Source organism: Leifsonia sp. L25 (assembly GCF_050632895.1).
The window spans coordinates 253,959-278,498 of record NZ_JBODRZ010000002.1 but is presented as its reverse complement, the minus strand read 5'-3'; the positions used below and the strand labels follow the sequence as shown (position 1 = coordinate 278,498).

At 70.4% G+C, this 24,540-nt stretch carries 21 protein-coding genes and 2 pseudogenes; 6 read left to right on the top strand and 17 right to left on the bottom strand.

What is annotated here, in order from left to right:
• Nucleotides 1-4: 4 nt before the first annotated feature.
• The 3 genes from ACRAWC_RS02140 to ACRAWC_RS02130 all read left to right on the top strand — a co-directional run bounded on the left by ACRAWC_RS02140 (nt 5) and on the right by ACRAWC_RS02130 (nt 2,664).
• A complete protein-coding gene (locus ACRAWC_RS02140) occupies nt 5-1,180 on the top strand; it encodes a glutamate--cysteine ligase (RefSeq protein WP_431346276.1) in 1,176 nt (391 codons plus the stop codon).
• A 44-nt stretch (nt 1,181-1,224) separates the two neighbouring features.
• Nucleotides 1,225-1,899, top strand: coding sequence for an SGNH/GDSL hydrolase family protein (locus ACRAWC_RS02135; protein WP_431346275.1), 675 nt, complete (start codon nt 1,225-1,227; stop codon nt 1,897-1,899).
• Between the two features lie 72 nt (nt 1,900-1,971).
• Complete coding sequence (locus ACRAWC_RS02130; RefSeq protein WP_431346274.1) at nt 1,972-2,664, top strand: SGNH/GDSL hydrolase family protein; 693 nt, start codon at nt 1,972-1,974, stop codon at nt 2,662-2,664.
• Between the two features lie 19 nt (nt 2,665-2,683).
• On the opposite strand, the gene ffh is transcribed toward ACRAWC_RS02130, so the two are convergent.
• From ffh to ftsY, 3 genes are all read right to left on the bottom strand, one after another.
• Nucleotides 2,684-4,252 (bottom strand): signal recognition particle protein, encoded by a 1,569-nt coding sequence (gene ffh, locus ACRAWC_RS02125; protein ID WP_431346273.1) that lies wholly within the window; start codon nt 4,250-4,252, stop codon nt 2,684-2,686.
• 107 nt (nt 4,253-4,359) lie between these two features.
• Entirely contained in the window at nt 4,360-4,860 is a 501-nt protein-coding gene (locus tag ACRAWC_RS02120) for a DUF2004 domain-containing protein (RefSeq protein ID WP_431346272.1), read from the bottom strand.
• 8 nt (nt 4,861-4,868) lie between these two features.
• Nucleotides 4,869-5,744, bottom strand: a complete 876-nt coding sequence (gene ftsY / locus ACRAWC_RS02115) for a signal recognition particle-docking protein FtsY (protein WP_431346271.1) — start codon at nt 5,742-5,744, stop codon at nt 4,869-4,871.
• Between the two features lie 29 nt (nt 5,745-5,773).
• On the opposite strand from ftsY, the gene ACRAWC_RS02110 reads away from it, so the two are divergent.
• Entirely contained in the window at nt 5,774-6,544 is a 771-nt protein-coding gene (locus ACRAWC_RS02110; RefSeq protein ID WP_431346270.1) for a CHAD domain-containing protein, read from the top strand.
• Nucleotides 6,545-6,559: 15 nt separating this feature from the next.
• On the opposite strand, the gene smc is transcribed toward ACRAWC_RS02110, so the two are convergent.
• The 6 genes and pseudogenes from smc to ACRAWC_RS02080 all read right to left on the bottom strand — a co-directional run bounded on the left by smc (nt 6,560) and on the right by ACRAWC_RS02080 (nt 15,352).
• Nucleotides 6,560-10,198, bottom strand: a complete 3,639-nt coding sequence (smc, locus tag ACRAWC_RS02105; protein WP_431346269.1) for a chromosome segregation protein SMC — start codon at nt 10,196-10,198, stop codon at nt 6,560-6,562.
• Nucleotides 10,199-10,318: 120 nt separating this feature from the next.
• A complete protein-coding gene (locus tag ACRAWC_RS02100; protein WP_431346268.1) occupies nt 10,319-11,032 on the bottom strand; it encodes an ABC transporter ATP-binding protein in 714 nt (237 codons plus the stop codon).
• A pseudogene (locus ACRAWC_RS02095) lies at nt 11,019-11,866 on the bottom strand (ABC transporter ATP-binding protein). The gene ACRAWC_RS02100 and the pseudogene ACRAWC_RS02095 overlap by 14 nt, the downstream one beginning before the upstream one ends.
• 91 nt (nt 11,867-11,957) lie before the next feature.
• Nucleotides 11,958-13,116, bottom strand: a pseudogene (locus ACRAWC_RS02090) (branched-chain amino acid ABC transporter permease).
• Nucleotides 13,113-14,123: a branched-chain amino acid ABC transporter permease gene (locus tag ACRAWC_RS02085; protein ID WP_431346267.1), complete on the bottom strand. Its 1,011-nt coding sequence runs from the start codon at nt 14,121-14,123 to the stop codon at nt 13,113-13,115. The pseudogene ACRAWC_RS02090 and the gene ACRAWC_RS02085 overlap by 4 nt, the downstream one beginning before the upstream one ends.
• Before the next feature lie 122 nt (nt 14,124-14,245).
• Complete coding sequence (locus ACRAWC_RS02080; RefSeq protein WP_431346266.1) at nt 14,246-15,352, bottom strand: branched-chain amino acid ABC transporter substrate-binding protein; 1,107 nt, start codon at nt 15,350-15,352, stop codon at nt 14,246-14,248.
• 289 nt (nt 15,353-15,641) lie between these two features.
• Here ACRAWC_RS02080 and ACRAWC_RS02075 point away from each other — a divergent pair, with 289 nt between their 5' ends.
• Nucleotides 15,642-16,019, top strand: a complete 378-nt coding sequence (locus tag ACRAWC_RS02075; protein WP_431346265.1) for a hypothetical protein — start codon at nt 15,642-15,644, stop codon at nt 16,017-16,019.
• Nucleotides 15,976-16,758 carry a GNAT family N-acetyltransferase gene (locus tag ACRAWC_RS02070; RefSeq protein ID WP_431346264.1) on the top strand — a complete coding sequence of 261 codons (783 nt, stop codon included), beginning with the start codon at nt 15,976-15,978 and terminating at the stop codon, nt 16,756-16,758. The genes ACRAWC_RS02075 and ACRAWC_RS02070 overlap by 44 nt, the downstream gene beginning before the upstream one ends.
• A gap of 52 nt (nt 16,759-16,810) precedes the next feature.
• On the opposite strand, the gene mutM is transcribed toward ACRAWC_RS02070, so the two are convergent.
• The 8 genes from mutM to coaD form a co-directional block, all read right to left on the bottom strand.
• Entirely contained in the window at nt 16,811-17,722 is a 912-nt protein-coding gene (gene mutM / locus ACRAWC_RS02065) for a bifunctional DNA-formamidopyrimidine glycosylase/DNA-(apurinic or apyrimidinic site) lyase (RefSeq protein WP_431346263.1), read from the bottom strand.
• Nucleotides 17,700-18,413 (bottom strand): ribonuclease III, encoded by a 714-nt coding sequence (gene rnc / locus ACRAWC_RS02060; protein ID WP_431346262.1) that lies wholly within the window; start codon nt 18,411-18,413, stop codon nt 17,700-17,702. Before rnc ends, mutM begins: the two co-directional genes overlap by 23 nt.
• Before the next feature lie 55 nt (nt 18,414-18,468).
• The gene (rpmF, locus tag ACRAWC_RS02055) at nt 18,469-18,672 is read right to left on the bottom strand and encodes a 50S ribosomal protein L32 (RefSeq protein ID WP_055919953.1); all 204 of its coding nucleotides are present in this window, start codon (nt 18,670-18,672) and stop codon (nt 18,469-18,471) included.
• Between the two features lie 2 nt (nt 18,673-18,674).
• Nucleotides 18,675-19,181 (bottom strand): YceD family protein, encoded by a 507-nt coding sequence (locus tag ACRAWC_RS02050; protein ID WP_431346568.1) that lies wholly within the window; start codon nt 19,179-19,181, stop codon nt 18,675-18,677.
• Nucleotides 19,182-19,258: 77 nt separating this feature from the next.
• Complete coding sequence (locus tag ACRAWC_RS02045; protein ID WP_431346261.1) at nt 19,259-21,523, bottom strand: transglutaminaseTgpA domain-containing protein; 2,265 nt, start codon at nt 21,521-21,523, stop codon at nt 19,259-19,261.
• Nucleotides 21,516-22,871, bottom strand: a complete 1,356-nt coding sequence (locus ACRAWC_RS02040; RefSeq protein ID WP_431346260.1) for a DUF58 domain-containing protein — start codon at nt 22,869-22,871, stop codon at nt 21,516-21,518. Before ACRAWC_RS02040 ends, ACRAWC_RS02045 begins: the two co-directional genes overlap by 8 nt.
• Nucleotides 22,872-22,875: 4 nt before the next feature.
• A complete protein-coding gene (locus ACRAWC_RS02035; protein ID WP_431346259.1) occupies nt 22,876-24,018 on the bottom strand; it encodes an AAA family ATPase in 1,143 nt (380 codons plus the stop codon).
• 13 nt (nt 24,019-24,031) lie between these two features.
• Nucleotides 24,032-24,514 carry a pantetheine-phosphate adenylyltransferase gene (gene coaD / locus ACRAWC_RS02030; protein ID WP_185277676.1) on the bottom strand — a complete coding sequence of 161 codons (483 nt, stop codon included), beginning with the start codon at nt 24,512-24,514 and terminating at the stop codon, nt 24,032-24,034.
• Nucleotides 24,515-24,540 lie beyond the last annotated feature (26 nt).

The window sequence follows — 24,540 nt, the reverse complement described above, 5'->3', positions numbered from 1 at the left end:
CAGGATGCAGATCCAATTCGCAGAGTCCGAGCGCTCGACGGTCGGGATCGAGTGGGAGCTGGCGCTGGTCGACGGCGCGACAGGCGACCTGGTCCAGATCGCCGACGAGGTGTTGCACGAGCTCGGCACGGCCGACGGCCGGGAGCACCCGCAGATCACGCACGAACTCCTGCTCAACACGATCGAGCTGGTCAGCCGGGTGCACCGCACCGTCCCGGCGGCCATCGCCGACCTCCAGGAGCTGATCGCGCTCACCCGGGAGGTCACCGACCCGCTCGGCGTGGAGCTGATGTGCGCGGGCACGCACCCGTTCGCCCAGTGGTACGACCAGAAGATCACGCCGAACGAGCGCTACGACCGGCTGCTCGACCGCACGCAGTGGTGGGGCAGGCAGATGATGATCTGGGGCATCCACGTGCACGTCGGCATCGATGACCGCGACAAGGCGCTGCCGATCGTCAACGGCTTGCTCACCTATTACCCGCACCTCCAGGCGCTGAGCGCGTCGAGCCCGTTCTGGGCCGGAGCCCGCACCGGGTACGCCTCCAACCGCGCGCTGATGTTCCAGCAGCTCCCGACCGCGGGGCTGCCGTGGCAGTTCGGCACCTGGGCGAACTACGAGGAGTACGTGCAGGACCTCGTGACCACCGGGGTCGTGGAGGACCACAGCGAGGTGCGTTGGGACATCCGGCCCTCGCCGCGCTGGGGCACAGTGGAGATGCGCGCGTGCGACGGCCTCTCGACCGCGGACGAGGTCGGCGCGGTCGGCGCGCTCATCCACTGCCTGACCGACCGGATGTCCGGCGACCTCGACGAGGGCGTCGTGCCGGTCACCCTCCAGCCGTGGTTCGTGCGCGAGAACAAGTGGCGGGCGGCACGCTACGGGCTGGACGCCGAGATCATCGTCGCGCCGGACGGAACGGAGCGCCAGGTGCGCGAGCAACTCCTCCAGCTCGTGGACGAGCTCGGCGAGACGGCGGAGCGGCTGGGCTGCTCCGCCGAACTGGCGACGGTCGCCGACGTTCTCGCCACGGGCGCGAGCTACCAGCGCCAGCTCGCCGTCGCGGAGGCCAACGGCGGCAGTCTGCAGGCCGTGGTCAGCTCACTCACGCACGAACTCCGCAGCGGGCTCGACCGGACGCCGCGGGAGACGCCCCGGCCCGGCACAGGCGGCTCATAATCATGCCTAGGGCATCCATAGGCTCCTCCTCTAGGCTCGGAGACATGTTCCACCACCGGCCCCTCGCCACCGTCGCCACGGCGCTCGCCGCGCTGCTGCTCGGGACGGTCGCCCTCAGCGGATGCACGTCCTCTTCCTCCCCGCTCGCCGTCGGCGCCACCGTGCCGGCCGGCAAGCACCCGGTGGTCGCGATCGTCGGCGACTCGATCGAGTCGGGCATGGGACTGGAGCCGTTCGAGGCGTGGCCCGCGCTCGTCGCCGTCGACCGGCGCTGGGGCCTGCAGAACTTCAGCGAGCCGGGGGCCGGATTCGTCGCCGTCGGCGCGACCAACGCCGACTTCAACGGCCAGATCGACCAGGCCATTGCCGCGAAGGCGAACGTGGTGCTGATCGGCGCCTCCGACAATGACCTCGGCCAGGACAACGCGGCCGTGGCCAAGGCTATGGCCGCCGCGGTCGAGCGCCTGAGCGACGCTCTTCCGAAAGCCCACCTGATCGGCTATAACGCTCTCACCGGGGAGGCCAGCGACAACGATCTCGCTCCCCTGAACGACGCCCTGAAGCAGGCGGTGACCGCGGCGGGCGGCAAGTGGATCGACCTCGGCCAGCCCTACCGCGGCCAGCTCGGGATGGTGCAGGACGACGGCGAGCATCCGACGCTCGAAGGACAACAGGCGATCGCTTCCGTCTTCCTGTCGCGCATCGATGGCATCGCCTGACGGTCCGGCGCGCCGACACGCCCGGCTAGGACGCACAGCGATCTGTCAGTCTCTGCGGTCTACCCTCACTCCGTGTCCACCCGTTCCCGCCTGATCGTCTTGGCCGCGCTCGCCCTCGCCGCGGCCGCGCTCGCCGGCTGCTCCTCCGCCGTCACCGCGCGACCGGTCGCCGCGGACGACACCGCTGTCGCCGCCCCCGCGGAGCACGCCAAGCCCCAGGTCGTCGCCATCGGAGACTCCATCGCCTTCGGCAAGGGCGTGCGCCCGGATCAGGCGTGGCCCGCGCTTATCGCGGCACAGCACGCCTGGACGCTGACCGACCTCGCGGTCTCGGGCTCCGGGTTCGTCAAGCCGGGCTGGAACGGCGACACCTACCGCGAACAGGTCGCCACTGCGCTGGGGCTGCACCCCGACTACATCCTGATCGCGGCCACCCGCAACGACCGCATGGAAGACCCGGCACTCGTGGCCTCCTCGGCGGATGAACTGCTGGGCGAGCTGCGCGACACCTTCCCGCGGGCTCGTATCATCGGCATCACCACCGTCTGGGGCGCGGACACGCCGCCGCCGACCGTCGCCACCGTCGACGGGATCGTCCGGAAGGCCGTGACCGGCGTCGGTGGGACGTTCCTCGACATCGGCTACCCGCTGGCCGGGCACCCGGAGCTGGTCCAGGCCGACGGCATCCACCCGAACGCGGCCGGCGAGCGCGCCGTCGCGAAGGTCATCGAGGACCGGCTGGCGCCGCTCGGGGTGACGTCCTAGCGGACGCGGCCGGCGGGGCTCAGCGCCCCATGAACTTCTGCAGGGCGGCCAGCTCCTCCTCGGTCGGGCCTCCGGCCTTCGCCTTGTTGCCCGAGCCGAGCCCGAAGCCCGTGCCCGCGGGTGCGCCCGTCACCGGCTTGACGCCGGCCGCCAGGGCCGCGTTCTCCGCGGCGCGCTTGGCCGGGTTGCCCGAACGGGAGCCCTTCTTCTTGGGCTGCTGCTTGCCGCGGCCAGCGTAGCCGGCGCCGGGGATCGGGCCCATGCCGGGGACCTGCGGCACGCCGCCCTTGGCGACGGTCTTCATCATCTTGGCGGCCTGCTCGAAGCGGTTGACGAGCTGGTTCACCTCGGTGACCGTCGTGCCGGAGCCCTTGGCGATGCGCAGGCGCCGGGAGCCGTTGAGCAGCTTGGGGGTGGTGCGCTCGGCCTGGGTCATCGACTGGATGATCGCTTCGGTGCGCACGATCTCGCGCTCGTCGAAGTTGTCGAGCTGCTGCTTCATCTGGCCGGCGCCCGGCAGCATGCCCATCATCTTCTTGATGGAGCCCATGTTGCGAAGCTGCTGCATCTGCTTGAGGAAGTCGTCGAGCGTGAAGCTGTCGGTCGCGAACTTCTCGGCGACCTTGCGGGCCTCCTCCTCGTCGAAGGCCTCCTGGGCCTGCTCGATGAGGGTCAGGATGTCGCCGAGGTCGAGGATGCGCGACGCCATGCGGTCGGGGTGGAACGGCTCGAAGTCGTCCAGTCCCTCACCGGTGGAGGCGAAGATGATCGGGCGCCCGGTGACGGAGGCGACGGAGAGCGCCGCACCGCCGCGCGCGTCGCCGTCGAGCTTCGAGAGCACCACGCCGGTGAAGTCCACGCCGTCCTGGAACGCCTTGGCCGTGGCCACGGCATCCTGACCGATCATGGCGTCGATCACGAACAGCACCTCGTCCGGCTCGGTGGCCTTGCGGATGTCGGCGGCCTGCTTCATCAGCTCTGCGTCGACGCCGAGGCGGCCGGCGGTGTCGATGACGACCGTGTCGTACTGCTTGGTCTCGGCGAACATCATGGCGTCCTTGGCCACCTTCACCGGGTTGCCGACGCCGTTGCCTGGCTCCGGCGCGTAGACCGGGACGCCGGCCTGCTCGCCGACGATCTGGAGCTGGGTGACGGCGTTGGGCCGCTGGAGGTCGGCGGCGACGAGCAGCGGCGTGTGGCCGTCCTTGACCAGCCACTTGCCGAGCTTGCCCGCGAGGGTGGTCTTGCCCGCGCCCTGCAGGCCGGCGAGCATGATCACCGTCGGCGGGCGCTTGGCGAACTGGAGGCGGCGCTGCTGGCCGCCGAGGATGGCCACCAGCTCCTCGTTGACGATCTGGACGACCTGCTGCGCCGGGTTCAGCGCCTTGTTGACCTCGTCGGACAGGGCGCGCTCGCGCACCTTGCCGGTGAACTCCTTGACGACATCGAGCGCCACGTCCGCGTCGAGCAGGGCGCGGCGGATCTCTCGCACGGTGCCGTCGACGTCGGCCGGGGTGAGCTTGCCTTTGGTGCGCAGGTTCTTGAAGGTGTCCGTGAGACGGTCGGACAGCGAGCCGAAAGTAGCCATGATCGTGCAAGTCTACCGGGCGAGCCTGGCCGGTCGCCGAGCCCGGGCCCAGCGCGTCAGGCCTGTGTGTCAGCCCTGCGCACGTCAGCCCTGCGCGTCAGCCCGTGTCAGCCCTGCGTGTCGACCGCGACCACGTCGCCGCGCACGTCGAACGAGACCGTGAGGATCGCGTCCGTCTCGTCCGGGCTGATCGAGTAGTCGAACGTCGCGAAGACCTCGTCCTCGCCGGCCTGATCGGCCTGCACCGTGACCGTGAGGAGCTGGAGCGAGCGCAGCACGTCGATCTCGATGTCGCCCGAGTTGTAGACCAGGAGGTCGAGCAGCGACTCCCCCAGCTTCTCCACGTGCTCGTCGACGTAGTTCGTGGTCGCCGACTGCCGCGAGCTCAGCTCGGCGACCAGTGCGTCCCTGGCGCGGGCGTCGAAGCCCTCCAGCGCCTGGATGAGCGCAGCCGCCGAGTCCAGGGCGAACTCCCCCACCGCCCGCTCGTCGTCGGCGCGCAGCTCGACCTCCACGGTCTGGTCGCCGAGCTCCACGGAGTCGTTCCAGGCCAGGCCGCCCGAGGCGGTCTCGTCGATGACGCCGAAGTAGTCGTGCTCGATGGCCATGCCGTCCCCTATCCGACGAGCTGCTGCGCGAAGACGTGCGGGGTGAAGCCGGTGAGGTCGTTGATCCCCTCGCCCTGGCCGATGAGTTTGATCGGGAGGCCGGTGCGCTCCTGCACGGCGAGCACGAAGCCGCCCTTCGCCGAGCCGTCGAGCTTGGTCAGCACGAGCCCGGTCACCCCGGCGTGCTCCAGGAACGCCTCCGCCTGCGCCAGGCCGTTCTGGCCGGTGGTCGCGTCGAGCACCAGCAGCACCTCCGCGATCAGGGCCTGCTTCTCGACGACGCGTTTGATCTTGGACAGCTCGTCCATCAGGCCGCCCTTGGTCTGCAGCCGGCCGGCCGTGTCGATGATGACGATCTCGGTGCCGTCGCGCTTGGCCTTCTCGACCGTCTGGAACGCGACCGACGCCGGGTCCTGGCCCTGCTGCTGCGGCCGCACGATCTCCGCGCCGGCGCGCTCCGCCCAGGTGGCGAGCTGCTCGACCGCTGCCGCGCGGAAGGTGTCGGCGGCGCCCACCACGACCGAGCGGTCGTAGGTGCGCAGGAACTTCGCGAACTTGCCGATGGTGGTGGTCTTGCCGACGCCGTTCACGCCGACGACCAGCACGATCGCGGGCCGCTCGCTGAGCTTGAGCGTCGTGTCCAGCTTGGAGAGCCGCTCCTCCATCGTCTCGCGCAGCATGCGCTGGAGGTCCGCCGGATCGGTGGTGTGGTAGCGCTCGACCTTGGCCCGCAGGTCGTCGACGACCGCCTCGGTGACGTCGGGACCGAAGTCGGCTGTGATGAGCGCTGCCTCCAGATCGTCCCAGGTGGTGTCGTCGATGGTCTTCTTGGCGAACATCCCGCGGAGGGCGCCCGACAAGGACCAGGGGGTGCGGTCTGCCATGCACTCAGACTAGTTGGTACGGTGGCGGCATGTTCTCCCTCGTGGCGGTGTCGGCCGAGCTCGCCGAGCAGCTCGTCGCGATCGAGACCGACGGGGAGGACGCGGTCCACCAGGCCCGCATCCGGGTGCGTCGGCTGCGCAGCATCCTCCGGGTCTACCGCGCCGCGTTCGAGGCGGATGCCGCCCTCGGCATGCGCACCCGGCTGAAGACACTCGGCGAGCGACTGGGCGCCGTGCGCGACCTGGAGGTGAAGGCTGCGACGCTGGAGGACCTCCTCGAAGCCGAGGACCCGCCGGAAGTGGTGGACGCCGTCACCGCCGAGGCCGCGGAGACCCGTGCCGAGCACGCGGAGGCGCGCGCCGCGCTGCTCCGGTACCTGAACAGCGCGTCGCTGCGCGCCCTGCTCGCCGACCTGCAGATGTTCGCCGCCGAGCCTCCGCTCTCCCGGAAGGGGCGGCAGCATCCCGGCCGGGTCACGACGCGCGGCCTGGAGAAGGCCGTGGCGAAGGTGCACCGGCTCCGCGGCGACAGTCTCGAGGAGCGCCACGCCACCCGCAAAGCGGTGCGCAAGGTCCGGTACGCCGCCGACGCGGTCGCTGACGACCTCGGGCGGGAGGCCGTGCGGCTGTCGTCGTCGGCCAAGTCCGTGCAGGACGCCCTCGGCGACAACCGGGACGACCTCCTGCTGGCCCACGAGCTGCGCGAGCACAAGCACATCGGTCTCGCCATGCGCTGCGAGCGGCGCGCCGCGGAGGCCCTCGACGGCCTCGACGCCAAACTCGCCGCGATCGCCCTCTGAGCAGCCATCGCTTCCTCACTTTCTCCCGCGACACGCCGCGGCGAAGCGGGAGAAAGTGGAAGCGATGGCTGCTAGGCGGAAGGCTCTTTCGGCGGCGACCCGCTGGCCGACGACAGCGGACACGCCGTCCTGGCGCATCGAGACGCCGTAGAGGGCGTCGGCGATCTCCATCGTGCGCTTCTGGTGCGTGATCACGATGAGCTGGCTGTTCTCGCGGAGGTCCTCGAAGATCGTGAGCAGCCGGCCGAGGTTGGCGTCGTCGAGCGCGGCCTCCACCTCGTCCATGATGTAGAACGGGCTGGGGCGCGCCTTGAAGATCGCGATGAGCAGCGCGACGGCGGCAAGCGACCGCTCGCCGCCGGACAGCAGCGAGAGCCGCTCGATCTTCTTGCCGGCCGGCTTGACGGACACCTCGATGCCGGTGGTGAGCAGGTCGTCGGGGTTGGTCAGCGCGATGTGACCGGAGCCGCCGGGGAACAGGATCGGGAACACACGCTCGAAGGCGGCCTCGGTGTCCGCGAAGGCCGACTCGAAGATGGTCTGCATCTTCTCGTCGATCTCCTCGATGATCGTCAGCAGGTCTTTCCGGGTGTTGGTGAGGTCGGTGAGCTGCTCGGTGAGGAACTTGTGCCGCTGCTCGAGGGCCGCGAACTCCTCCAACGCGAGCGGGTTGACCCGGCCGAGCTGGCCGAGCTTGCGCTCGGCGGCGGCGAGGCGCTTCTGCTGCTGCTCGCGGATGTAGGGGGTGCCGGGGCGCTCCCCGGTCTCGGCGTCGTCGGCCTCCCCGACGTCGGCCCCCTCCCGGGGCGCCTCGTCCTCGTCGCGGGTGTCCGGCGGCACGGGAACGTCAGGCCCGTACTCCGCCACGAGCACGTCCTCCACGAGGCCGAGCTCGCTGCCCGCCCGCTCCAGCAGGCTCGACAGGTGCAGCTTCTTCTCGTAGATCTGCAGCTCCAGGCCATGGACCGACTCGGTGATGCCGTGCAGGCGCTCGCGGAGAGCGGCCTCCTCGCGGCGGACGGTCGCGAGCTCCTCGTTCTGGCTTGCGCGCTGCGCCTCGGCTGCGGCGAGCTCCAGGCGCGCCTGCGACACCGAGCGGTCGGCGGAGGCGAGCACGGCGGGGAGGACATCCACGACTCCCTGCGCGGCCTCGAGCTGCCGGCGGCGGATGACGGCGCGGCGGGCGGCCTCCTCGGCGGCGGCGCGCTCGGCCTCGAGCTGCCGGGCTAGGGCCTCTCCTCTGGCCTGCTCGGCGCGGACGCGCTCCTTCGCCGTCTCGACCGCGAGGCGCGCCTCGACCTCGGCCTCGCGGGCGGCGTCCAGCTCGACGGACAGCGCGTCGCGGGCCGAGACATCGAGGATCGGCCGCGGCCGGGAGCGCGCGACCTCCAGCTCCGACTTCGCGGTCTCGGCGGCGGACTCGGCCTCGGCGACGCGCTCGGCGGCCTGCTCCAGCGCGCGGCTCAGCCGGTCGGACTCCGCCACGGCGGACTCGTACTGCACCTTGACCCGGTTGAGCCCTTCGGTCCGGGCGGCGAGCTGGGCGTCGAACTCCCGCAGCGAGGTCAGCGCGGTCTGGGACTGCTCTTTGGCGACCTGGAGGACGCCGCGCTGCTCGGCCAGCGCGAACCGCGCGCGGTCGATCAGGGAGGTCACCTCGCCGAGGCGATCCTCCGCGGCGTCGCGGTCGGCGATCAACTCGATGCGGCTCTGCTTCGCGCCCGAGCCGCCGCGCAGCACGAATTCGGTCAGCACCTCGCCGGCGGGGGTGATCAGGGTGACGGGTCCGCCGAGCCCGCGCGCGCGGAAGGCGTCGGCTGCGGCGCGCGCGGCCCCCAGGTCCTCCGCGATGGCGGTGAAGGCGAGCAGACCGAGCACGCCGCTCGGCGCGTCCACGACCGAGCGGGCCGGGACGACGCCGACGACGCCGGTCAGGTCCACCTCGGGAGCGGCGGCGTCGGCGACGACGACCTCGACCCGGCCGAGGTCGTCGGCGCCGGCGCGCGCGACCGCGTCGAAGGCGTCGTCCCTGCTCTCGGCGAGCACCGCGTCCGCGAGCGTGCCGAGCGCGGCGGCGATGGCGGCCTCGTTGCCGGGATGCACTCGGATGTGCTCGGCCACGAGTCCGCGGACCCCGGGGAGGCGCGCAGCGACGAGCGCCGCCGAGCCGTCCTTCTGGTCGAGGGCCAGCGACAGCGCGGAGGTCCGCGCCGCGAGGGCGTCCCGCTCGCGCTCCAGGGCATGGAGGTCGTCGCGCAGCTTCTCGATGAGCCCCTCGGCCTCGAAGACGTCGGCCTGGGCGAGTTCGTACGCCTCATCCAGGGCGCCCTCGCCGAGGTCCGTGGTCGCGGTCTCGGCCTCCCGCGCGGCGAACTCGGCGCGGGCCTTCTCCAGTCGCTCGGCGGCGGCGTCCAGCGCGTTCTGCTGGCGCAGCACCTCGCCGCGCACCGCCGCGAGACGCTGGGCGGCGGCCTCGGCCTGGCCGTTCAGCTTGCTGATCTCCAGGTCGTGCTTGGAGACGAGCGCGCTCTGGGCGGCGATCTCGTCATCCACCGCGTCCAGGCGTGCGCGCGCGGCGCGGGTCGCGGACTGCGCCGCCTGCCAGGCCGCCTCGGCCGCCACGACGGCGCCGCGCAGGCGCTCGACCTCGTCGGCGGCGTCCTGCACCTGTTGGGGGCTGACGCGCGGCCCGTCGTCGGCGGTGTCGGCCTGGCTGCCGAGCAGTGCCAGGCGCTGGGTGGCGAGCGTATAGAGGCCGCGCAGGCGCTCCTGCGCCTGCTCCAGCGCGAACGCGGTGCTGCGGGCCGCATCGACCGCATCGCCGATCTGCGCCTGCTCCAGCCGGGTGCGGCGGAGCTGCTTCTGCTCGAGCTGCTCCTGCAGGACGATCTGCTCGCTGTGACGCTCGGCCTCCGTGCGGGTGTGGTCGTCCAGCGCGCGGCGCAGCCCGACCACGTCGTCGGCCAACAGGCGCGCTCGGGCATCGCGGACGATGGCGGCGATGGACTGCGCCTCGCGAGCGATCTCGGCCTGGTGGCCGAGCGGCTTGAGCTGGCGGCGCACCTCCCCGGCGAGATCGCTCAGCCGGGTCAGGTTGGTCTGCATGGCCTCCAGCTTGCGGAGGGTCTTCTCCTTGCGGCGGCGGTGCTTGAGGATGCCCGCTGCCTCCTCGATGAAGCCGCGGCGCTCCTCCGGGGTGGCGCGCAGGACGGCGTCGAGCTGGCCCTGGCCGACGATGACGTGCATCTCGCGGCCGAGGCCGGAGTCGCTCAGCAGCTCCTGCACATCCAGGAGCCTGCAGGACTGGCCGTTGATCGCGTACTCGCTGCCGCCGTTGCGGAACAGCGTGCGGGAGATGGTGACCTCGGTGTACTCGATCGGGAGGGCGCCGTCGGTGTTGTCGATCGTGAGCTGTACCTCGGCGCGGCCGAGCGGGCCGCGGGTGGAGGTGCCGGCGAAGATGACGTCCTCCATCTTGCCGCCGCGAAGCGTCTTGGCGCCCTGCTCGCCCATCACCCAGGCGAGGGCGTCGACCACGTTCGACTTGCCGGAGCCGTTCGGCCCGACCACGCAGGTGACGCCCGGCTCGAAGGCGAAAGTCGTCGGGGTGGCGAACGACTTGAAGCCCTTGAGCGTCAGACTCTTCAAGTACACGCACGCGAATCTACCCGACCCCTGCGCCCATCCTCGTTCCACGGGCCGCCGAGTACGCGAAAAGTCCGCCGTTCCGGGTGGAAACGGCGGACTTTTCGCGTACTCGGCAGGTGCCCGGCGTCAGCCGACGCCGAGGTAGGCCTCCTTGATGGCGGGGTCGGAGAGCAGTTCGCGGCCGGTTCCGGCGCGTGTGATGCTGCCGGTCTCCAGCACGAAGGCGCGGTGGGCGCGCGCCAGCGCCTGGTTGGCGTTCTGCTCCACCAGCAGGACGGTGGTGCCCTGCTTGTTGATCTCCGTGACGATCGAGAAGATCTGCCGGATGAACTGCGGGGCCAGCCCCATCGAGGGCTCGTCCAGCAGCAGCAGCCGCGGGTTGGACATCAGCGCGCGCCCGATCGCGAGCATCTGCTGCTCGCCTCCGGACATCGTGCCGCCGACCTGCGTCTTGCGCTCGGCCAGACGCGGGAAGAGCGAGAACACCCGCTCGAAGTCCGGGCCCATGTTGGACCGGTCCTTGCGGCCGAACGCGCCCATGTCGAGGTTCTCCATCACCGTCATGCCCGGGAAGATCCCGCGTCCCTCGGGTGCCTGCGAGATGCCCCGGACGACCCGAATGTGCGCCTTCATCTTGGTGATGTCCTGGCCGTCGAACAGGATGGAGCCCTTCGACGGGTTCAGAATGCCCGAGATGGTCTTCATCGTGGTCGACTTGCCCGCGCCGTTCGCGCCGATCAGGCTGACGATCTCGCCCTCCTCGACGGAGAAGGACATGTCGTGGATCGCCTCGATGCGTCCATAGGAGACGCTGATGTTCTTCAGTTCAAGCAACGTCATCTTCGGGCTCCCCGAGGTAGGCGGCGATCACGCGCGGGTCGTTCCGGATCTCCTGCGGCACGTCGTCGGCCAGCTTGCGGCCGAACTCCAGCACCACGATGCGATCCGTCACGCCCATGACCAGCTTCATGTCGTGTTCGATGAGGAGGACGGTGTACCCGTCGGCCCGGATGGTCCGGATGAGGTCCATCAGGTCCTCCTTCTCCGCCGGGTTGAAGCCGGCGGCCGGCTCGTCCAGGCAGAGCACCTTGGGGTCCGTCGCGAGGGCGCGCGCGATCTCCAGGCGGCGCTGCGACCCGTAGGGCAGCGACCGGGAGAGGTCGGCGGCGTGGTCGGCGATGCCCACGAACTCGAGCAGGGCCATCCCGCGCTCGATCGAGGACTTCTCCTCCCGCGTGTGCCGAGGCAGCCGCAGCAGCGCACCGGGCACCGACGGTGGTGCCGTGCGTCGAGCCCGACGACCACGTTCTCCAGCGCGGTCATCTCGCCGAACAGGCGGATGTTCTGGAACGTGCGCGCCAGGCCCAGCCGGGTGATCTGGTGCTGCTTCCGGCCCTTGATCGACTGGCCCTCCAGGAGCACGTCGCCGCTCGTCGGCTTGTAGACGCCCGTCATCGCGTTGAAGCAGGTGGTCTTGCCCGCGCCGTTCGGCCCGATCAGCCCGAGGATCTCGCCGCGGCGGATGTCGAACGAGACGTCGTCGAGGGCGAGGAGGCCGCCGAACTTGACCGTGAGGTTGCGCACCTCCACGATGTTCTCGCCGACCTCGACCGCGATCTCACGGTCGGGGGCCGCGGCCTCCGCGACGTCGAGGTCGACGCCTGCCGCCTCCAGCTCGTCCTCGTTGGCGCCGAGGGCCGGCTCCTCCTCCGGGCTCACCGGGGTCGCCGGGGTGGGGGTGTGGTGGGTGTGGTGGGTCCGTCGCTCATCGCGCTCCTCCCTTCGCCGTCTGGGCCACTCTTCGGTACGCGAGCCGCCCGTAGGCCAGGAGCTTCTGCCGCGCCGGGAACAGGCCCTGCGAGCGGAAGATCATGATCAGCACGAGCGCGATGCCGAAGATCAGGTACTTGTAGTCCGCGATCGCGGTGAACCGCAGCGGGATGTACGCCACGATCGCGCCGCCGATCATCGCACCGACCTTGCTTCCCGCGCCGCCGAGCACGACGGCAGCGAGGAACAGGATCGAGGTCTGGACGTCGAACTTCTGGTTGTTGACGAAGCCGACCTGCCCGGCGAACAGTGCGCCGGAGAGTCCGCCGACGCCGGCTCCGATCGCGAACGCCCAGACCTTGTACTTGAAGGTGGGCACGCCCATGATCTCGGCGGCGTCCTCGTCCTCGCGGATGGCGATCCACGCGCGGCCCACGCGGCTGCGCTCCAGGTTGCCGACCAGCAGCAGGATCACGATGATGATCGTCACCGTGAGCCAGTACCAGGGCACGCCGTTGGAGTTGGAGAAGATCGGGATGCCCTTGCGGTCTCCCCGGCGGGTGGCCGACGTTCTGGAAGCCGACCTGGCCCTTCATCGCCGGGATGATCGTGGCGAGGATGCGCACGATCTCACCGAAGCCGAGCGTGACGATCGCCAGGTAGTCGCCGCGGAGGCGGAGCGTCGGCACGCCGAGGATGACGCCGAAGGTCATCGTCACCGCCATCGCGACCGGAACCGTCCACAGGTACGGGATCTTGAGGAACGGCGAGTCCGGGCTGGTGAGCATGGCCGCGGTGTACGACCCGACGGCGAAGAACGCGACGTAGCCGAGGTCGAGGAGGCCGGCGTAGCCGACCACCACGTTCAGGCCGATCGCGATCAGGCCGTAGGTGGCCATCGCGAAGCACGCGAGCGGCCAGTCGTTGCCGGGCTCGGTGGTGAGCGGGAAGAAGTTCAGGTACGGCAGCGCGTACGCCACTGCGACCACGATGAGCAGCCACGCCCACTGCACGGCCCGCGGGAGGCCGTTCCAGTAGTCGCGCAGCGGCTGCAGCGGACCTTTCTTCCGGCCGGCGCGCGCTGCCTCCAGCGCGTCGGCCGCCTGCTCCGACCGTCCGTCGGGCAGGACCTTGGGGCCTTCTGTGGTGCTCATGCGCGGCTCCGTCCGAGAGAGGTGCCGAGGATGCCGGTCGGCTTGACCAGCAGCACCAGTACCAGCACGACGAATGCGACGACGTCGGTCCACTGCGAGTCGCCGAGCAGGATCTGGCCGTAGTTGCCGATCACGCCCAGCAGCAGCCCGCCGAGGAGGGCGCCGCGCACGTTGCCGATTCCGCCGAGGACGGCCGCGGCGAACGCCTTGACGCCGAGCACGAAGCCGCCGTTGTAGATCACGCCGGAGGGCACCAGCATCACGTAGAACAGGGCCGCCGCGCCGGCGAGGATACCGCCGGTGATGAAGGTGATCTGGATGATCTTCTCCTTGTTGACGCCCATCAGCGTCGCGGTGTCGGCGTCCTGCGCGACCGCGCGGATGCCGCGGCCGGTGCGGGTGCGGCGGATGAACATGTCCGTGGCGATCATCAGGACGACCGAGGCGATCACGATGATGAGCTGCTGGCTGTTCACGATCGTCCCGAAGACGTCGAAGATCGGCTTGGGGATGAACATCGTCACCGCCGGCTCCGCGTTCGCGCCCCGGATCAGGAAGATCAGGTACTGGATCGTGAACGAGGCGCCGATCGCCGTGATGAGGAACACGAGGCGTGGCGCGTTCCGTTTTCGCAGCGGCCTGTACGCGACGCGTTCGAGCACGTAGGCGGTGGCCGCGGAGGCCGCCATGCCGACCAGCAGGGCGAGCAGCAGGTCGCCGATGATCGCGACAGGACTCAGGTTGGGCGCGCTGGGGCCGAAGCCGAGCGAGGTGAGGGTGATCACGACGCCGTACGCGCCGACGATGAACACCTCGGAGTGGGCGAAGTTGATCAGGTTGAGCACGCCGTAGACCAGCGTGTAGCCGACGGCGATCAGGCCGTAGATGGCGCCGAAGGTGAGGCCGTCGAAGGTGGCGCTCCAGAAGTTCTGGACGAGGGCGCCGACATCGAAGTTGATCCACGAGTTGTCGAGGACGGGATGGACGAGGAGGAGGGTTTCGAGCATTCGAGCTTCCAGGTGTCAGTGTCGGATCGTCGTTGGTCCGGCTCAGGTCTTACGAGCGTACGAGAGAGTCGAAACAAAGGTGCCGCGGGCCACGGCGGCCCGCGGCACCTTCGCGTGTCGCGTTATCCGATGGTTCCGATCGGGACGATCTTGCCGCCCTCGACCTTGTACCCGTAGACGGTCGGCGCCTGGAGCTCACCGGTGGAGTCCCACTTGTAGTGCTTGCTCAGGCCGTCGGCGTCGTAGTTCTTCACCCAGTCGACGAGCTTCGCGCGGGTCGTGTTGCCCTTGTCGATGCCGGCGAGCAGGACGGTGGTGGCGTCGTAGCCCTCGATCGAGTAGGTGCCGGGCTCGGCGCTGGCGAGCGACTTGTAGGCCGACTCGAACGACGGGATCAGCTCACCCGGGATGCAGGGGCAGGTGAAGTACGCGTTGCTGGACGCGTCGCCGGCCAGCTTGATGAACTGGTCGTCCTTCACGCCGTCGGGGCCGACGAACGTGCCCGTGTATCCCTTGTTGACCAGCTGCTGGTCGAACGGCGCACCTTCGGCGTAGTAGCCCGAGTAGTACACGGCGTCCGGCTTCGCGTTGATGATCTTGGAGATCACCGCGGAGAAGTCCTTCTGGCCGGTCGTCACCTTGTCGGTGCCGACGAGCGCACTGCCGAGCGCCTTGGAGGTCGTGGTGCCGAGGCCGATTCCGTAGTCGGAGTCGTCCTGGACCAGGTAGACCTTCTTGGCCTTCAGCTTGTCGGTCAGGAACTTCGCCGCCGCCGGACCCTGCACGGCGTCGTTGCCGAGGCCGCGGAAGAAGGTCTTCCAGCCGTTCTGGGTCAGCGCCGGGTTGGTCGCGGACGGGGTGATGTGCACCAGGCCCTGCTGCTCGAAGATGTTTCCGGTCGCCTTGGACTCACCGGAGAACGGGAGGCCGACGACACCGACGATGTCGGCCTCGTTGACCGCCTGGGTGACCGGGCCGGTCGCCTTGTTCGGGTCGCCCTCGGTGTCGAACTTCTTGAAGCCGACCTGGCATCCCTTGTTGGCCTGGTTGTGCTGGTTGAGGGCCAACTGGATGCCGTTGAAGATGTTGATTCCGAGCTGAGCGTTCGGGCCGGTCTCGGCTCCGACGTACGCGATGGTGAGCCCGGAGGGGCAGGTGGCCTTGCCATCACCCGCGGGGAGCACCGCGTCCTTGGGGGTGGAAACCGAGGTGATCGCCGGGATGTTCACCTTCGAGTTGGTGTTGGTGGAGCCACCGGTTGACGGCTGGTTGGCGCACCCAACGAGGAGCAGTGCGACTGACGCTGCAACAGCCGCACCGATCGTGACTTTCTTTCCTAGCATCTTCTGCCTCTCGACGGAATCCGTGTCGAACGCGGCGTGTTCGCCTCGTCGCACCACGAATATGTGTGCTGAGACTACATGCGATGCAAGCATTTGCACCCGCCATTGGCGCCCAGATTTACACGATCGAAACCAAACCGTTCGATGCTCTTCCCCACCCGTCCGGGCGCGGGATATGGTGAGTAGTTCTCCGCACATCCGGTACGACGACAGCGGGAGGCAGCGGTGCGCATCGAGCGGCTCTCCTCCCCGGGCGCTCGGCACCGCGGAGTCGTGGCTGTTCGAGGAGCTCGTCGGCGTCCTGAACGGGATCAGCGTCGCGCTGTGGAAGACCGACGACTTCGTCGAGACGGCCGAGGAGGCGCTGGCCGCGTTCCGCGCCCAGGACTACCAGGAGAAGATCCTGCTCGTCGCGATCGAGGACGGCGTCGTCGTGGGTCGTGTCCAGGCGGACTTCCCCATCGAGGAGGAGGCCGAGACCGTGAGCCTTCTCGTGGACGGCCCCGGCGGTGCGCGGCCGCGGCATCGGCTCGGCCCTCCTGGCAGCCGGTGAGGAGCTGGCAGCGGAGGGCGGGAGGCGTGTCATCAGCGCCTACACCGAGCACCCGGCGAGCACGCTCGCCGACAGCGTGTCGGTCATCCGGGCACGCTCGGGCACGGCCGGGCTGCCGGCTGAGTCGCGTGACGTGCGCTTCGCCCTGCGGCACGGGTACCAGCTCGGCCAGGTGGAGCGCTCCAGCGAGTTGCTGCTGCCGCTGCCGCGGGCCAGGGAGGCCGGCCTCGCGAGCACGGCGGCCTCCGCCACGGGCTACCGCGCGGTGTCCTGGCTGGGACACGCGCCCGACGACCTCCTGGAGCCGTTCGCGGCGCTGAAGGCGCGCATGTCGACGGACATCCCGCAGAGCGGCATCGCGGTCGACCGCGAGGAGTGGACGGGCGAGCGCGTGCGCGCCCAGGAGCGCGAACTGGCCGAACGGGGCGAGCCGCTGCTGGTCACCGCCGCCGAGTGCATCGACACCGGCGAACTGGCCGCGTACACGGAGATCGCGGTCCCGGCCGACGGCGACAAGGCCGAGCAGTACGACACGCTCGTGGCCATGCCCCACCGCGGGCACCGCCTCGGCACCCTGGTGAAGCTCCAGAACATCCACGAGCTGGCGCACCACGCGCCGCACATCCACCGGCTGCTGACCTGGAACGCGGACGAGAATGTGCCGATGCTGGCGATCAACCGCGCGTTCGGGTTCCAACTGCACGCGCTGACCGGGCACTGGCAGAAGACGTTGGAGTAGGTGCGCCCGACCTACGGGCTTTCATGAGGGCGAAGTTGCCAATTCCTGGTAATCACCGCAGCCGCTGGCACCGCGGGCAGAAGTGCGACGACCGGTTCATGAAGCGCTCGCGGACGATAGGGGTGCCGCAGCGCGGGCAGGGCTTACCCTCCTGGCCGTAGGCGTTGAGGCTGTGCGAGAAGTAGCCCGAGTTCCCGTTGACATTCACGTACTGGGCGTCGAAGCTCGTGCCGCCCTCCGCCAGCGCCTTCTCCAGCACGTGACGCACCTCCGCCAGGAGCGTGCGGGCCTTCGCCCGGCTCAGCGACGACGCCGGCTGCTCGTAGTGGATGCGGGCCGCCCAGAGCGCCTCGTCCGCGTAGATGTTGCCGATGCCGCTGATGACCGTCTGGTCGAGGAGGACGCGCTTGATCCCGCTGTTCTTACGGGTGAGCGCGGCGACGAACCCCGCGTCGTCGAACGCCGGGTCGAGCGGGTCGCGGGCGATGTGGGCGACCTGCGTCGGAATCAGCGGCTCGGACGTTCCCCGGCCGGCGGGGGCGCCGTCGGCGGTCGGGACCAGGGAGTCCACCGCCATCGAGCCGAAGATGCGCTGATCGACGAAGTTCACCCACAGCTCGCGGTGGTCGCCGGGCAGGGTCGCGGCGGTCTCGATGTGCAGGCGGATGCGGAGCAGTCCGGCCTCGTCCCAGCCCGGCTCGCGCAGCAGGATCTGCCCGCTCATCCCGAGGTGCGCGACGATGGCGCGGCGCGGCGTGCCCTGCAGCGGGATCCAGAGGAACTTGCCGCGACGGGCGGGCTCCTCCATCACACGGCCGGTCAGCAGCGTCTCGAACGCACCCGCGACCGGATCGTGGCGTTTCAGCGAGCGCGGCTCGAAGACCTCCACCCCGAGGATGGTCGCACCCGTGACCGCCGGCGCCAGGCCGGCGCGGACGACCTCAACCTCGGGGAGCTCGGGCACGGCGGCGGGTCAGCTCGGTCCAGGCGCTGAGCGCAGCGGCCATCTCGGCCTGCTTCTTGCTCGTGCCCTCGCCGGTGGCGGTCACGAGGTCGCCCACCGAGACGGTGGCGTGGAAGAGTTTGGAGTGGTCAGGGCCCGTGTTCGTCACCGTGTAGACCGGGAGGCCGGCGCCGCGGTGGGCGGCCGCCTCCTGGAGGCTGGTCTTGGGGTCCATCGCCGCCCCGAACCGGTCGGGGTCGGCCAGCAACGGGTCGACCAGGCGCAGCACGAGCGCGGTCGCCGCCTCGCCGCCGGCGTCCAGGTAGGTGGCGCCGATCAGCGCCTCGACGGTGTCGGCGAGGATCGAAGCCTTGTCGCGGCCCCCGCTCTGGTTCTCGCCGCGGCCGAGACGCAGATACTGGCCGAGACCGATGCTGCGGGCGACCTCCGCGAGCGCCACCGAACTCACCAGGCTGGCGCGGCGCTTCGCGAGCTCACCCTCATCGAGGTCCGGGTTCTCACGGAACAGCTTGACGGTGACGGCCTGGCCGAGGATCGAATCGCCGAGGAACTCCAAGCGCTCGTTGTTCGGAATGCCGCCGTTCTCGTACGCGTACGAGCGATGGGTCAGCGCAAGCACGAGAAGCTCGGGGTCGATGTCGACCCCGAGCTTCTCGATGAGGGCAGAGCGGTCAGTGTTCTCGCCGACCACGTTCCTGCTTCCCCTACTTCGTTTGCCTCGTGCGCTGTTCAGCCGCGCTGCCGAGTCAGACGTCGGCGACCTTGCGGCCCTTGTACTCCATGAAGAGCGCGGTGCCCGCGGAGTCCTCGACGACCTTGGCACGGTGCGGGAGGCTGTAGACGACCTTGCCGTTCTCGATCGACTTGACGAGCGTGGGGACCTCGGCCTTCCACTGCGAACGACGGGCGTGGGTGTTGGCGCGAGACTGCTTCCGCTTCGGAACGGCCATGACTATCTCTCTTCTCCAGCCCCGGCGGCCGGGGCGTTGTTGCTGGTGGACTCGGTGTCGGAAGCCTGGAACGCCGCGAGCGCGGACCAGCGAGTATCGACGGTCTCGTTCGGCTTGCGGTCCGGTACATCCGCCAGCCTCTCCCCGGTCTCAGGATCGAGACCCGGGCAGTCCGGCCGGCACACCGGCTGAAACGGCAGTGACAGCACTACCGCATCCCTGATCAGAGGTTCAAGATCCACGTGGTCGTCGTGAACCTCATAATCGAAAGCTTCCGTAGAAGGATACGCGAAAAGTTCCTGGAAATCGACTTCGACAGGCTGCTCGATGTCGATCAGGCAGCGCCCGCAGACGCCCGTGGCGGTGGCCTCGGCCTCCGCCGTGACCAGGATGCCCTCGTGCATGGACTCCAGCCGGAGGTCGAGATCGATGGTCGCACCCTCCGGCACCGACAGCAGTCCCTCCCCCAGCTTCTCCTTCACCGGGACGCTGAGGCGCTGCTCGCGCATCTCGCCGGGACGACGCATGAGGTCGTACACACCGACCGTGTACGGGGTGGTTCTGAAGGTACTCACGATCGGCTATGTTACGCGGGACCGCCGGCGCTCGCAGGCGAACGCCAGCCGGCTGGCAGCAACGACACAGGAATAAGCGCCGCCTTCAGCCGGAGCCCGCGGCCCGCCTGCTCCTCGAGCGCGGCGATCACCCGCCGGAGATCCTCCGCGAGCCCGACCGCCACCGCGCGCGTCGGCGGCCCGAAGGCGTCGCGCTCGCGCACGTCGAGCAGGCGCAGTACGGCCTCCTCGCCCGGAGTGCCCTCGACGGCCGCGGCGATGCGGCGCGCGAAGACGCGCGGCGTCTCGGTGTCCGGCGCCGACCAGCCCAGATCGCGGGCCGTGTCGCGCAGCTCGTCCCAGACGACCGACGCGCCGCCCCACGACTCGGAGAGGCGCCTCAGCCTCCCGCGCCGCCGCATCCGGCGGATCACCGCGGGCGTCAGGAGCACGGCGATGACCAGCAGCGCGACGCCTGACCCGGAGAGCACCGGCTGCAGCGGCGACGGCGGCGTGGTGCCCCCCGCGCCCGCGACATTCGGCTGGTCGGTGGGCACCAGGCGCTTCGCTGCGTTGGAGGAGCCGGGTGCGGAAGTCGGGGCGATCTGGTCCGGCGTCGCGTTCGGCCGGGTGTAGCTCGGGATCGTTCCTCGGCCGACCGTCGGCTCGAAGGACACCCAGCCGACGCCGGCGAAATACAGCTCAGGCCAGGCGTGCAGGTCGTCGCTGGTGACCGTGTACGTGCCGGGACTGTTCGCCGTGCCGCCGCTCGATGTGCCGGGCAGGTACCCTTCCGCCACCCGGGCCGGGATGCCGAGGCTGCGCGCCATCAGCGCCATCGCCGAGGCGAAGTGGACGCAGTAGCCGCTCTTGACCTCCAGGAACTTCGCGATCACTCGCGCGCCGTCGCCGTCGTAGCCCTGCTTCAGCGGCGTCTGCGTGGAGTACACGAAGCCGTTGTCGCGGAAGTAGTCCTGGAGCGCCACCGCCTTGTCGTACTCCGACACCGCCCCGGCGGTGGCGGTCAGCGCGGTCTGCCCGACGATCGCCGGCATGTTGGAGGGCAGGAAGAGGTCGCGCTGGATGTCGGCGGGCACGAAGCCGCCCGCCGCCTTGAGCTGGTCGGCCGTCGGAGCGAGGATCAGGCTCGTCGCGGTGTACTTCTGGCCCTGCGTGGTCACGTTGATCCCGCCGAGGGTGAGGTCGTCCGGGTCCCACGACCAGGTGCCGTTCAGGCCCTTCACCGACTGCACGGGCGCGGGCACCGGCAGCCAGCGGCTGGTCATGTCGTCGATCTGTACGGAGGTGGTGATCTTGGACCGCTTCACGGCGGCCGACAGCCCGGGAACGGGCCCGACCGCCACGCCGTCGGACAGTCGCTTGGTGTCGCGCTCGCGGTGCTTCCAGACCGAGCCGGTGAACTGGTCGAGCGAGGCGAGCTTGAGGTACTGGCCGGCGGCGGCCGTGGTCGTGTAGGTCAGCGCGCGCACGGCGGCGGGACGACGGAGGTCCTTGCCGAGGTCGATCAGCGGGGTCACGGTGCCGCCGATCGAGATGCCGCCGGCTGTGAAGGAGGTCGCGCCGCCCTTGTCGAAGCCGGGCGCCGTCCCGGACAGCAGCATCGCGACGACGACGGCCGCGGCGCCCACGGACAGCGCCGCGCCAGGCCGGCCCGCACCGGGCCTCCTGGTGCGGACGTCGCAGCGCAGCAGCCAGAGGAACGCGGCGGCCGACGCCGCCAGGGCGATCGGGTCGAGCCCGTCGCCCAGCAGTGCGCCGGGTACCACCAGCACGGCCGCCACGCCGACGGCGGTGAAAGCCGGAGCGCGGATCGCGATCGCCAGGGTGTCGAGGACGATCGCGATGACGCACGCCCCCGCGACCACCAGGAAGATGAACTCGGGAAGGCTCTCGGCGGGCGTTCCCTGCTGGTAGATCGAGAGCATCGCCTGCTGCAGATATCCGCCCCAGCGCTGCACCGTGCCCGGCGTGGGGATGAGGCCGAGCAACCCGGTCCCGCTACCGAACGTCACCGTCATGATCATCGCGGCGAGCACGAGCTCCAGCACCGGGACGAGCCCGCGGTGCACGCCGACGGCGCGCAGGCCCGCTCCGCACACCAGCAGGAACGAGCTGGTCAGCATGAGCGCGAACCACCACGACGGGCCCTGGATGAGGCCGCCCAGCGCGAAGCTGAGCGCCAGCAGCTGCAGCACCAGCGCCCCGGTGATCCGCCAGTAGGCCTGCCGCCGGCGCCGGACGCGGGTCAGCCCGAGCGGGAGGGCCTCGCTAACCATGACCCGCCACCGCCCGCTGTCGGTCCAGGGCGCGCTGCCAGCATTCGGCCGGGTCGTCGCCCGCTGCGAACGACACGCAGAGCCAGCCGGCGTCGCCGAGCACGTCCTCCACCTCGGGCGAGGCCCCCTCGCCGACGAACGCGACGGCGGGGTCGCCCATCCCGCGCAACGCGGCGAGCGAGCCGAGCTCGGGCGTGCCGTCGAGCAGCACGGCGAAGATCGGGACGGCGCGTCCGGCGCGCCGCAGCCCGGAGGCCAGCTCGGCGACGGCGTCGTCGCGTGTGACCGCGGTTGCGTCGACCGCGGCCAGGTCCGCGAGCAGCAGCCGGTCGGCCGTCCCGCGGTCGTAGGTGGGCGTGATCGACCCGAGCGTGCCCGTCCTGCCTGCTCCGCTGCGACCCGAGAGTTGCCGCGGGGCGGTCTCCACCACGCTGAGGACGAAGCCCTCGTCGAGGAGGTGGACCCCGACCGACGCGACCAGTTGCATCAGCGTCTCGAAGAGCGCGTCCTCCGGCTCGTATGCGCTCCGGGGTCCGGGAGGCCGGAGGGCGCCGAGGGACGTCGGCGCGGGCCGGGTGTCCATCACGATCCAGGCCTCCGGGTTGCTGCGCTGCTCCTCTTGACGGACCATCAGCTTGTCGTGCCGGGCTGTCGCCCGCCAATGCACCCGGCGCAGCGGGTCTCCCGGCCGGTACTCGCGGGCGATCAGCTCGTCGGCGCTCGGGATGCTGTGCCGCTGCAACTCGTGCTCGGCGCCCTCGCTGTGCGCCACGTCCAGCTCGCCGCTCGAGAGCGGAACCACGCGGGGCGTCACCAGAAGCTGCCGCGGCTGCCCGACCGCGTACTCCGCGTAGGCCACCCCGAACGGGTCGGTGCGGCTGACGATGAGCGGCCCGACCGGGTGGGATCCGCGCCGGAAGGCGACGACATCCTGCCGCAGCACGACCGTGTCGCGACCGTGCGCGACGTTCACCTGGTGAGCGCCCAGCCGCGGGAACGGCGCGGAGCCCTGCACCTCCACACCGGCCGGGGCGTACTCGCGCCACCGGGCGGGCGGGCTCGGCCGGGCGGACTGGTTGCGCGCCGTTGTGACGATGGTCGCCTGCTCCCCCACCGCGACGACGTCGGGGTGGAAGCTGCGGGCCACGGTGAGCCGCGGCCGATCGAGGGTGACCGAGATCATCGCCGCCAGTGGCAGCACGGTGAGGAAGACGCCGACGAAGAGCACGTCGGTGCGGCCGAAGAACGCGGAGGCGGCCAGCGCGACGACGCCGACGGCGCCGAAGGTCCAACCGCGCGCGGTGGGGCGCGGCTTCTTCAGGGGCGACGGCCCCGCGCGCCCTGCCACGGGACTACTCCCCGCCTGTGCGCGCGGCTCCGGTGGCGGTCCGGTCTCTGCCGGTCGCGGCCGCGGTGTGCCCTGCACCGTTCCGCACCGCGCCGCTCGCGCCGCCGATGGCGCCGGAGCCGACCGGTACGGGCGTCGCGGCCACGATGCGCCGCACGATGTCCGCGATGACGGGCGCGCTCTCGTGGTGGTGGCCGAGTGCGCGGCTGGTGGGAAGCAGCCGGTGGCCGAGCACCGGGACGGCCAGCGCGTCGATGTCGTCCGGCAGGACGAAGTCGCGGCCGTCGAGCGCCGCCATCGCCTTGGCCGCGCGCACGAGCTGCAGCGTCGCGCGGGGGCTCGCGCCGAGCCGGAGGTCTCGGTCTTCGCGCGTCGCGCGCACGAGATCGACGGCGTACTGCTTCACCGGGGACGACGCGAAGACCGCGCGGGCCGTCGTCATCATCGCGCGCAGTTCCTCCGCGCTGACGACCGGCCCGATCCGGGACAGCGGGCTGGAGGTGTCGCGCGTGGTCAGCATCGCGATCTCGGAGTCCTCGTCGGGGTAGCCCATCGCGATCCGGGCCATGAAGCGGTCCCGCTGCGCCTCGGGGAGGGCGTAGGTGCCCTCCATCTCGATCGGGTTCTGCGTCGCCACCACGATGAACGGAGCGGCCAGCGGGTACGTCGACCCGTCGACCGTGACCTGCCGCTCCTCCATGCACTCCAGGAGGGCGGACTGCGTTTTGGGGCTGGCCCGGTTGATCTCGTCGCCGATCACGATGTTCGCGAACACCGCGCCCGGCTTGAACTCGAAGCGCCGCTCGGCCTGGTTGTAGACCGAGACGCCGGTGACGTCGCTCGGCAGCAGGTCCGGGGTGAACTGGATGCGGCTGACCGAGCAGTCCACCGACTTCGCCAGTGACTTGGCCAGCATGGTCTTGCCGACGCCCGGCACGTCCTCGATGAGGAGGTGGCCCTCGGCGAGCAGGACGACGAGCGCCGTCTGCACCGCGTCGTGCTTGCCGTCGATGACGGACTCCACGTTGGCGGTGATCTGCTCCGCGGCGCGCCGCAACTCGTCCAGGTCCATCCCCGGCGCGGGCAGGCCCACCTCCTCAGGGGCGACAGAGGACTCCGTGGGCTGGCGCGTCGCGTAACTGTTCATCTCTCCACCCGGGTCATGTGGTTGACAGCAGCTCGGATACGGCGGGAGGCACGTAGGGGCTCACGTCCCCGCCGAGGTTGGCGACCTGGCGCACGAGGGAGCTCGACACGTGCGCGTTCGCCGGGTCGGGAAGCAGGAAGACCGTCTCGACGTCGGCGAGGTGGCGGTTCACGATCGCCATCGGGGTCTCGTAGGCGACGTCGACCTGGGAGCGGATGCCCTTGACCAGCACGTCCGCCCCGACATCGGTGCAGTAGTCGACCAGGAGGCCGACCGACCACGACGCCACGACGATCCGCCCCTGGATGCCGGCGTCCTCGATCGAGCGCTCGATCAGGGCCACGCGCTGCGCGATGGGCAGCAGGGCCGACTTGTCCGGGTTGTGCACCACCAGAACGTGGACCTCGTCCCACAGCCGAGCGGCCCGCTCGATGACATCGAGATGCCCGAGAGTGACCGGGTCGAACGATCCAGGGACTACGGCGATCCTGTTCATAGGGCACCAGACTATTACGCGATACC

Excerpts from the sequence above, each read along its gene's own strand:
- ACRAWC_RS02140 (WP_431346276.1), top strand. The coding sequence starts at position 5 with ATGCAGATCCAATTCGCAGAGTCCGAGCGCTCGACGGTCGGGATCGAG.
- ACRAWC_RS02135 (WP_431346275.1), top strand. The coding sequence starts at position 1,225 with ATGTTCCACCACCGGCCCCTCGCCACCGTCGCCACGGCGCTCGCCGCG.
- ffh (WP_431346273.1), bottom strand. The coding sequence starts at position 4,252 with ATGGCTACTTTCGGCTCGCTGTCCGACCGTCTCACGGACACCTTCAAG.
- ACRAWC_RS02120 (WP_431346272.1), bottom strand. The coding sequence starts at position 4,860 with ATGGCCATCGAGCACGACTACTTCGGCGTCATCGACGAGACCGCCTCG.
- ftsY (WP_431346271.1), bottom strand. The coding sequence starts at position 5,744 with ATGGCAGACCGCACCCCCTGGTCCTTGTCGGGCGCCCTCCGCGGGATG.
- ACRAWC_RS02110 (WP_431346270.1), top strand. The coding sequence starts at position 5,774 with ATGTTCTCCCTCGTGGCGGTGTCGGCCGAGCTCGCCGAGCAGCTCGTC.
- ACRAWC_RS02100 (WP_431346268.1), bottom strand. The coding sequence starts at position 11,032 with ATGACGTTGCTTGAACTGAAGAACATCAGCGTCTCCTATGGACGCATC.
- ACRAWC_RS02085 (WP_431346267.1), bottom strand. The coding sequence starts at position 14,123 with ATGCTCGAAACCCTCCTCCTCGTCCATCCCGTCCTCGACAACTCGTGG.
- ACRAWC_RS02075 (WP_431346265.1), top strand. The coding sequence starts at position 15,642 with ATGGTGAGTAGTTCTCCGCACATCCGGTACGACGACAGCGGGAGGCAG.
- rpmF (WP_055919953.1), bottom strand. The coding sequence starts at position 18,672 with ATGGCCGTTCCGAAGCGGAAGCAGTCTCGCGCCAACACCCACGCCCGT.
- ACRAWC_RS02050 (WP_431346568.1), bottom strand. The coding sequence starts at position 19,181 with ATGCGCGAGCAGCGCCTCAGCGTCCCGGTGAAGGAGAAGCTGGGGGAG.
- ACRAWC_RS02045 (WP_431346261.1), bottom strand. The coding sequence starts at position 21,523 with ATGGTTAGCGAGGCCCTCCCGCTCGGGCTGACCCGCGTCCGGCGCCGG.
- ACRAWC_RS02035 (WP_431346259.1), bottom strand. The coding sequence starts at position 24,018 with ATGAACAGTTACGCGACGCGCCAGCCCACGGAGTCCTCTGTCGCCCCT.
- coaD (WP_185277676.1), bottom strand. The coding sequence starts at position 24,514 with ATGAACAGGATCGCCGTAGTCCCTGGATCGTTCGACCCGGTCACTCTC.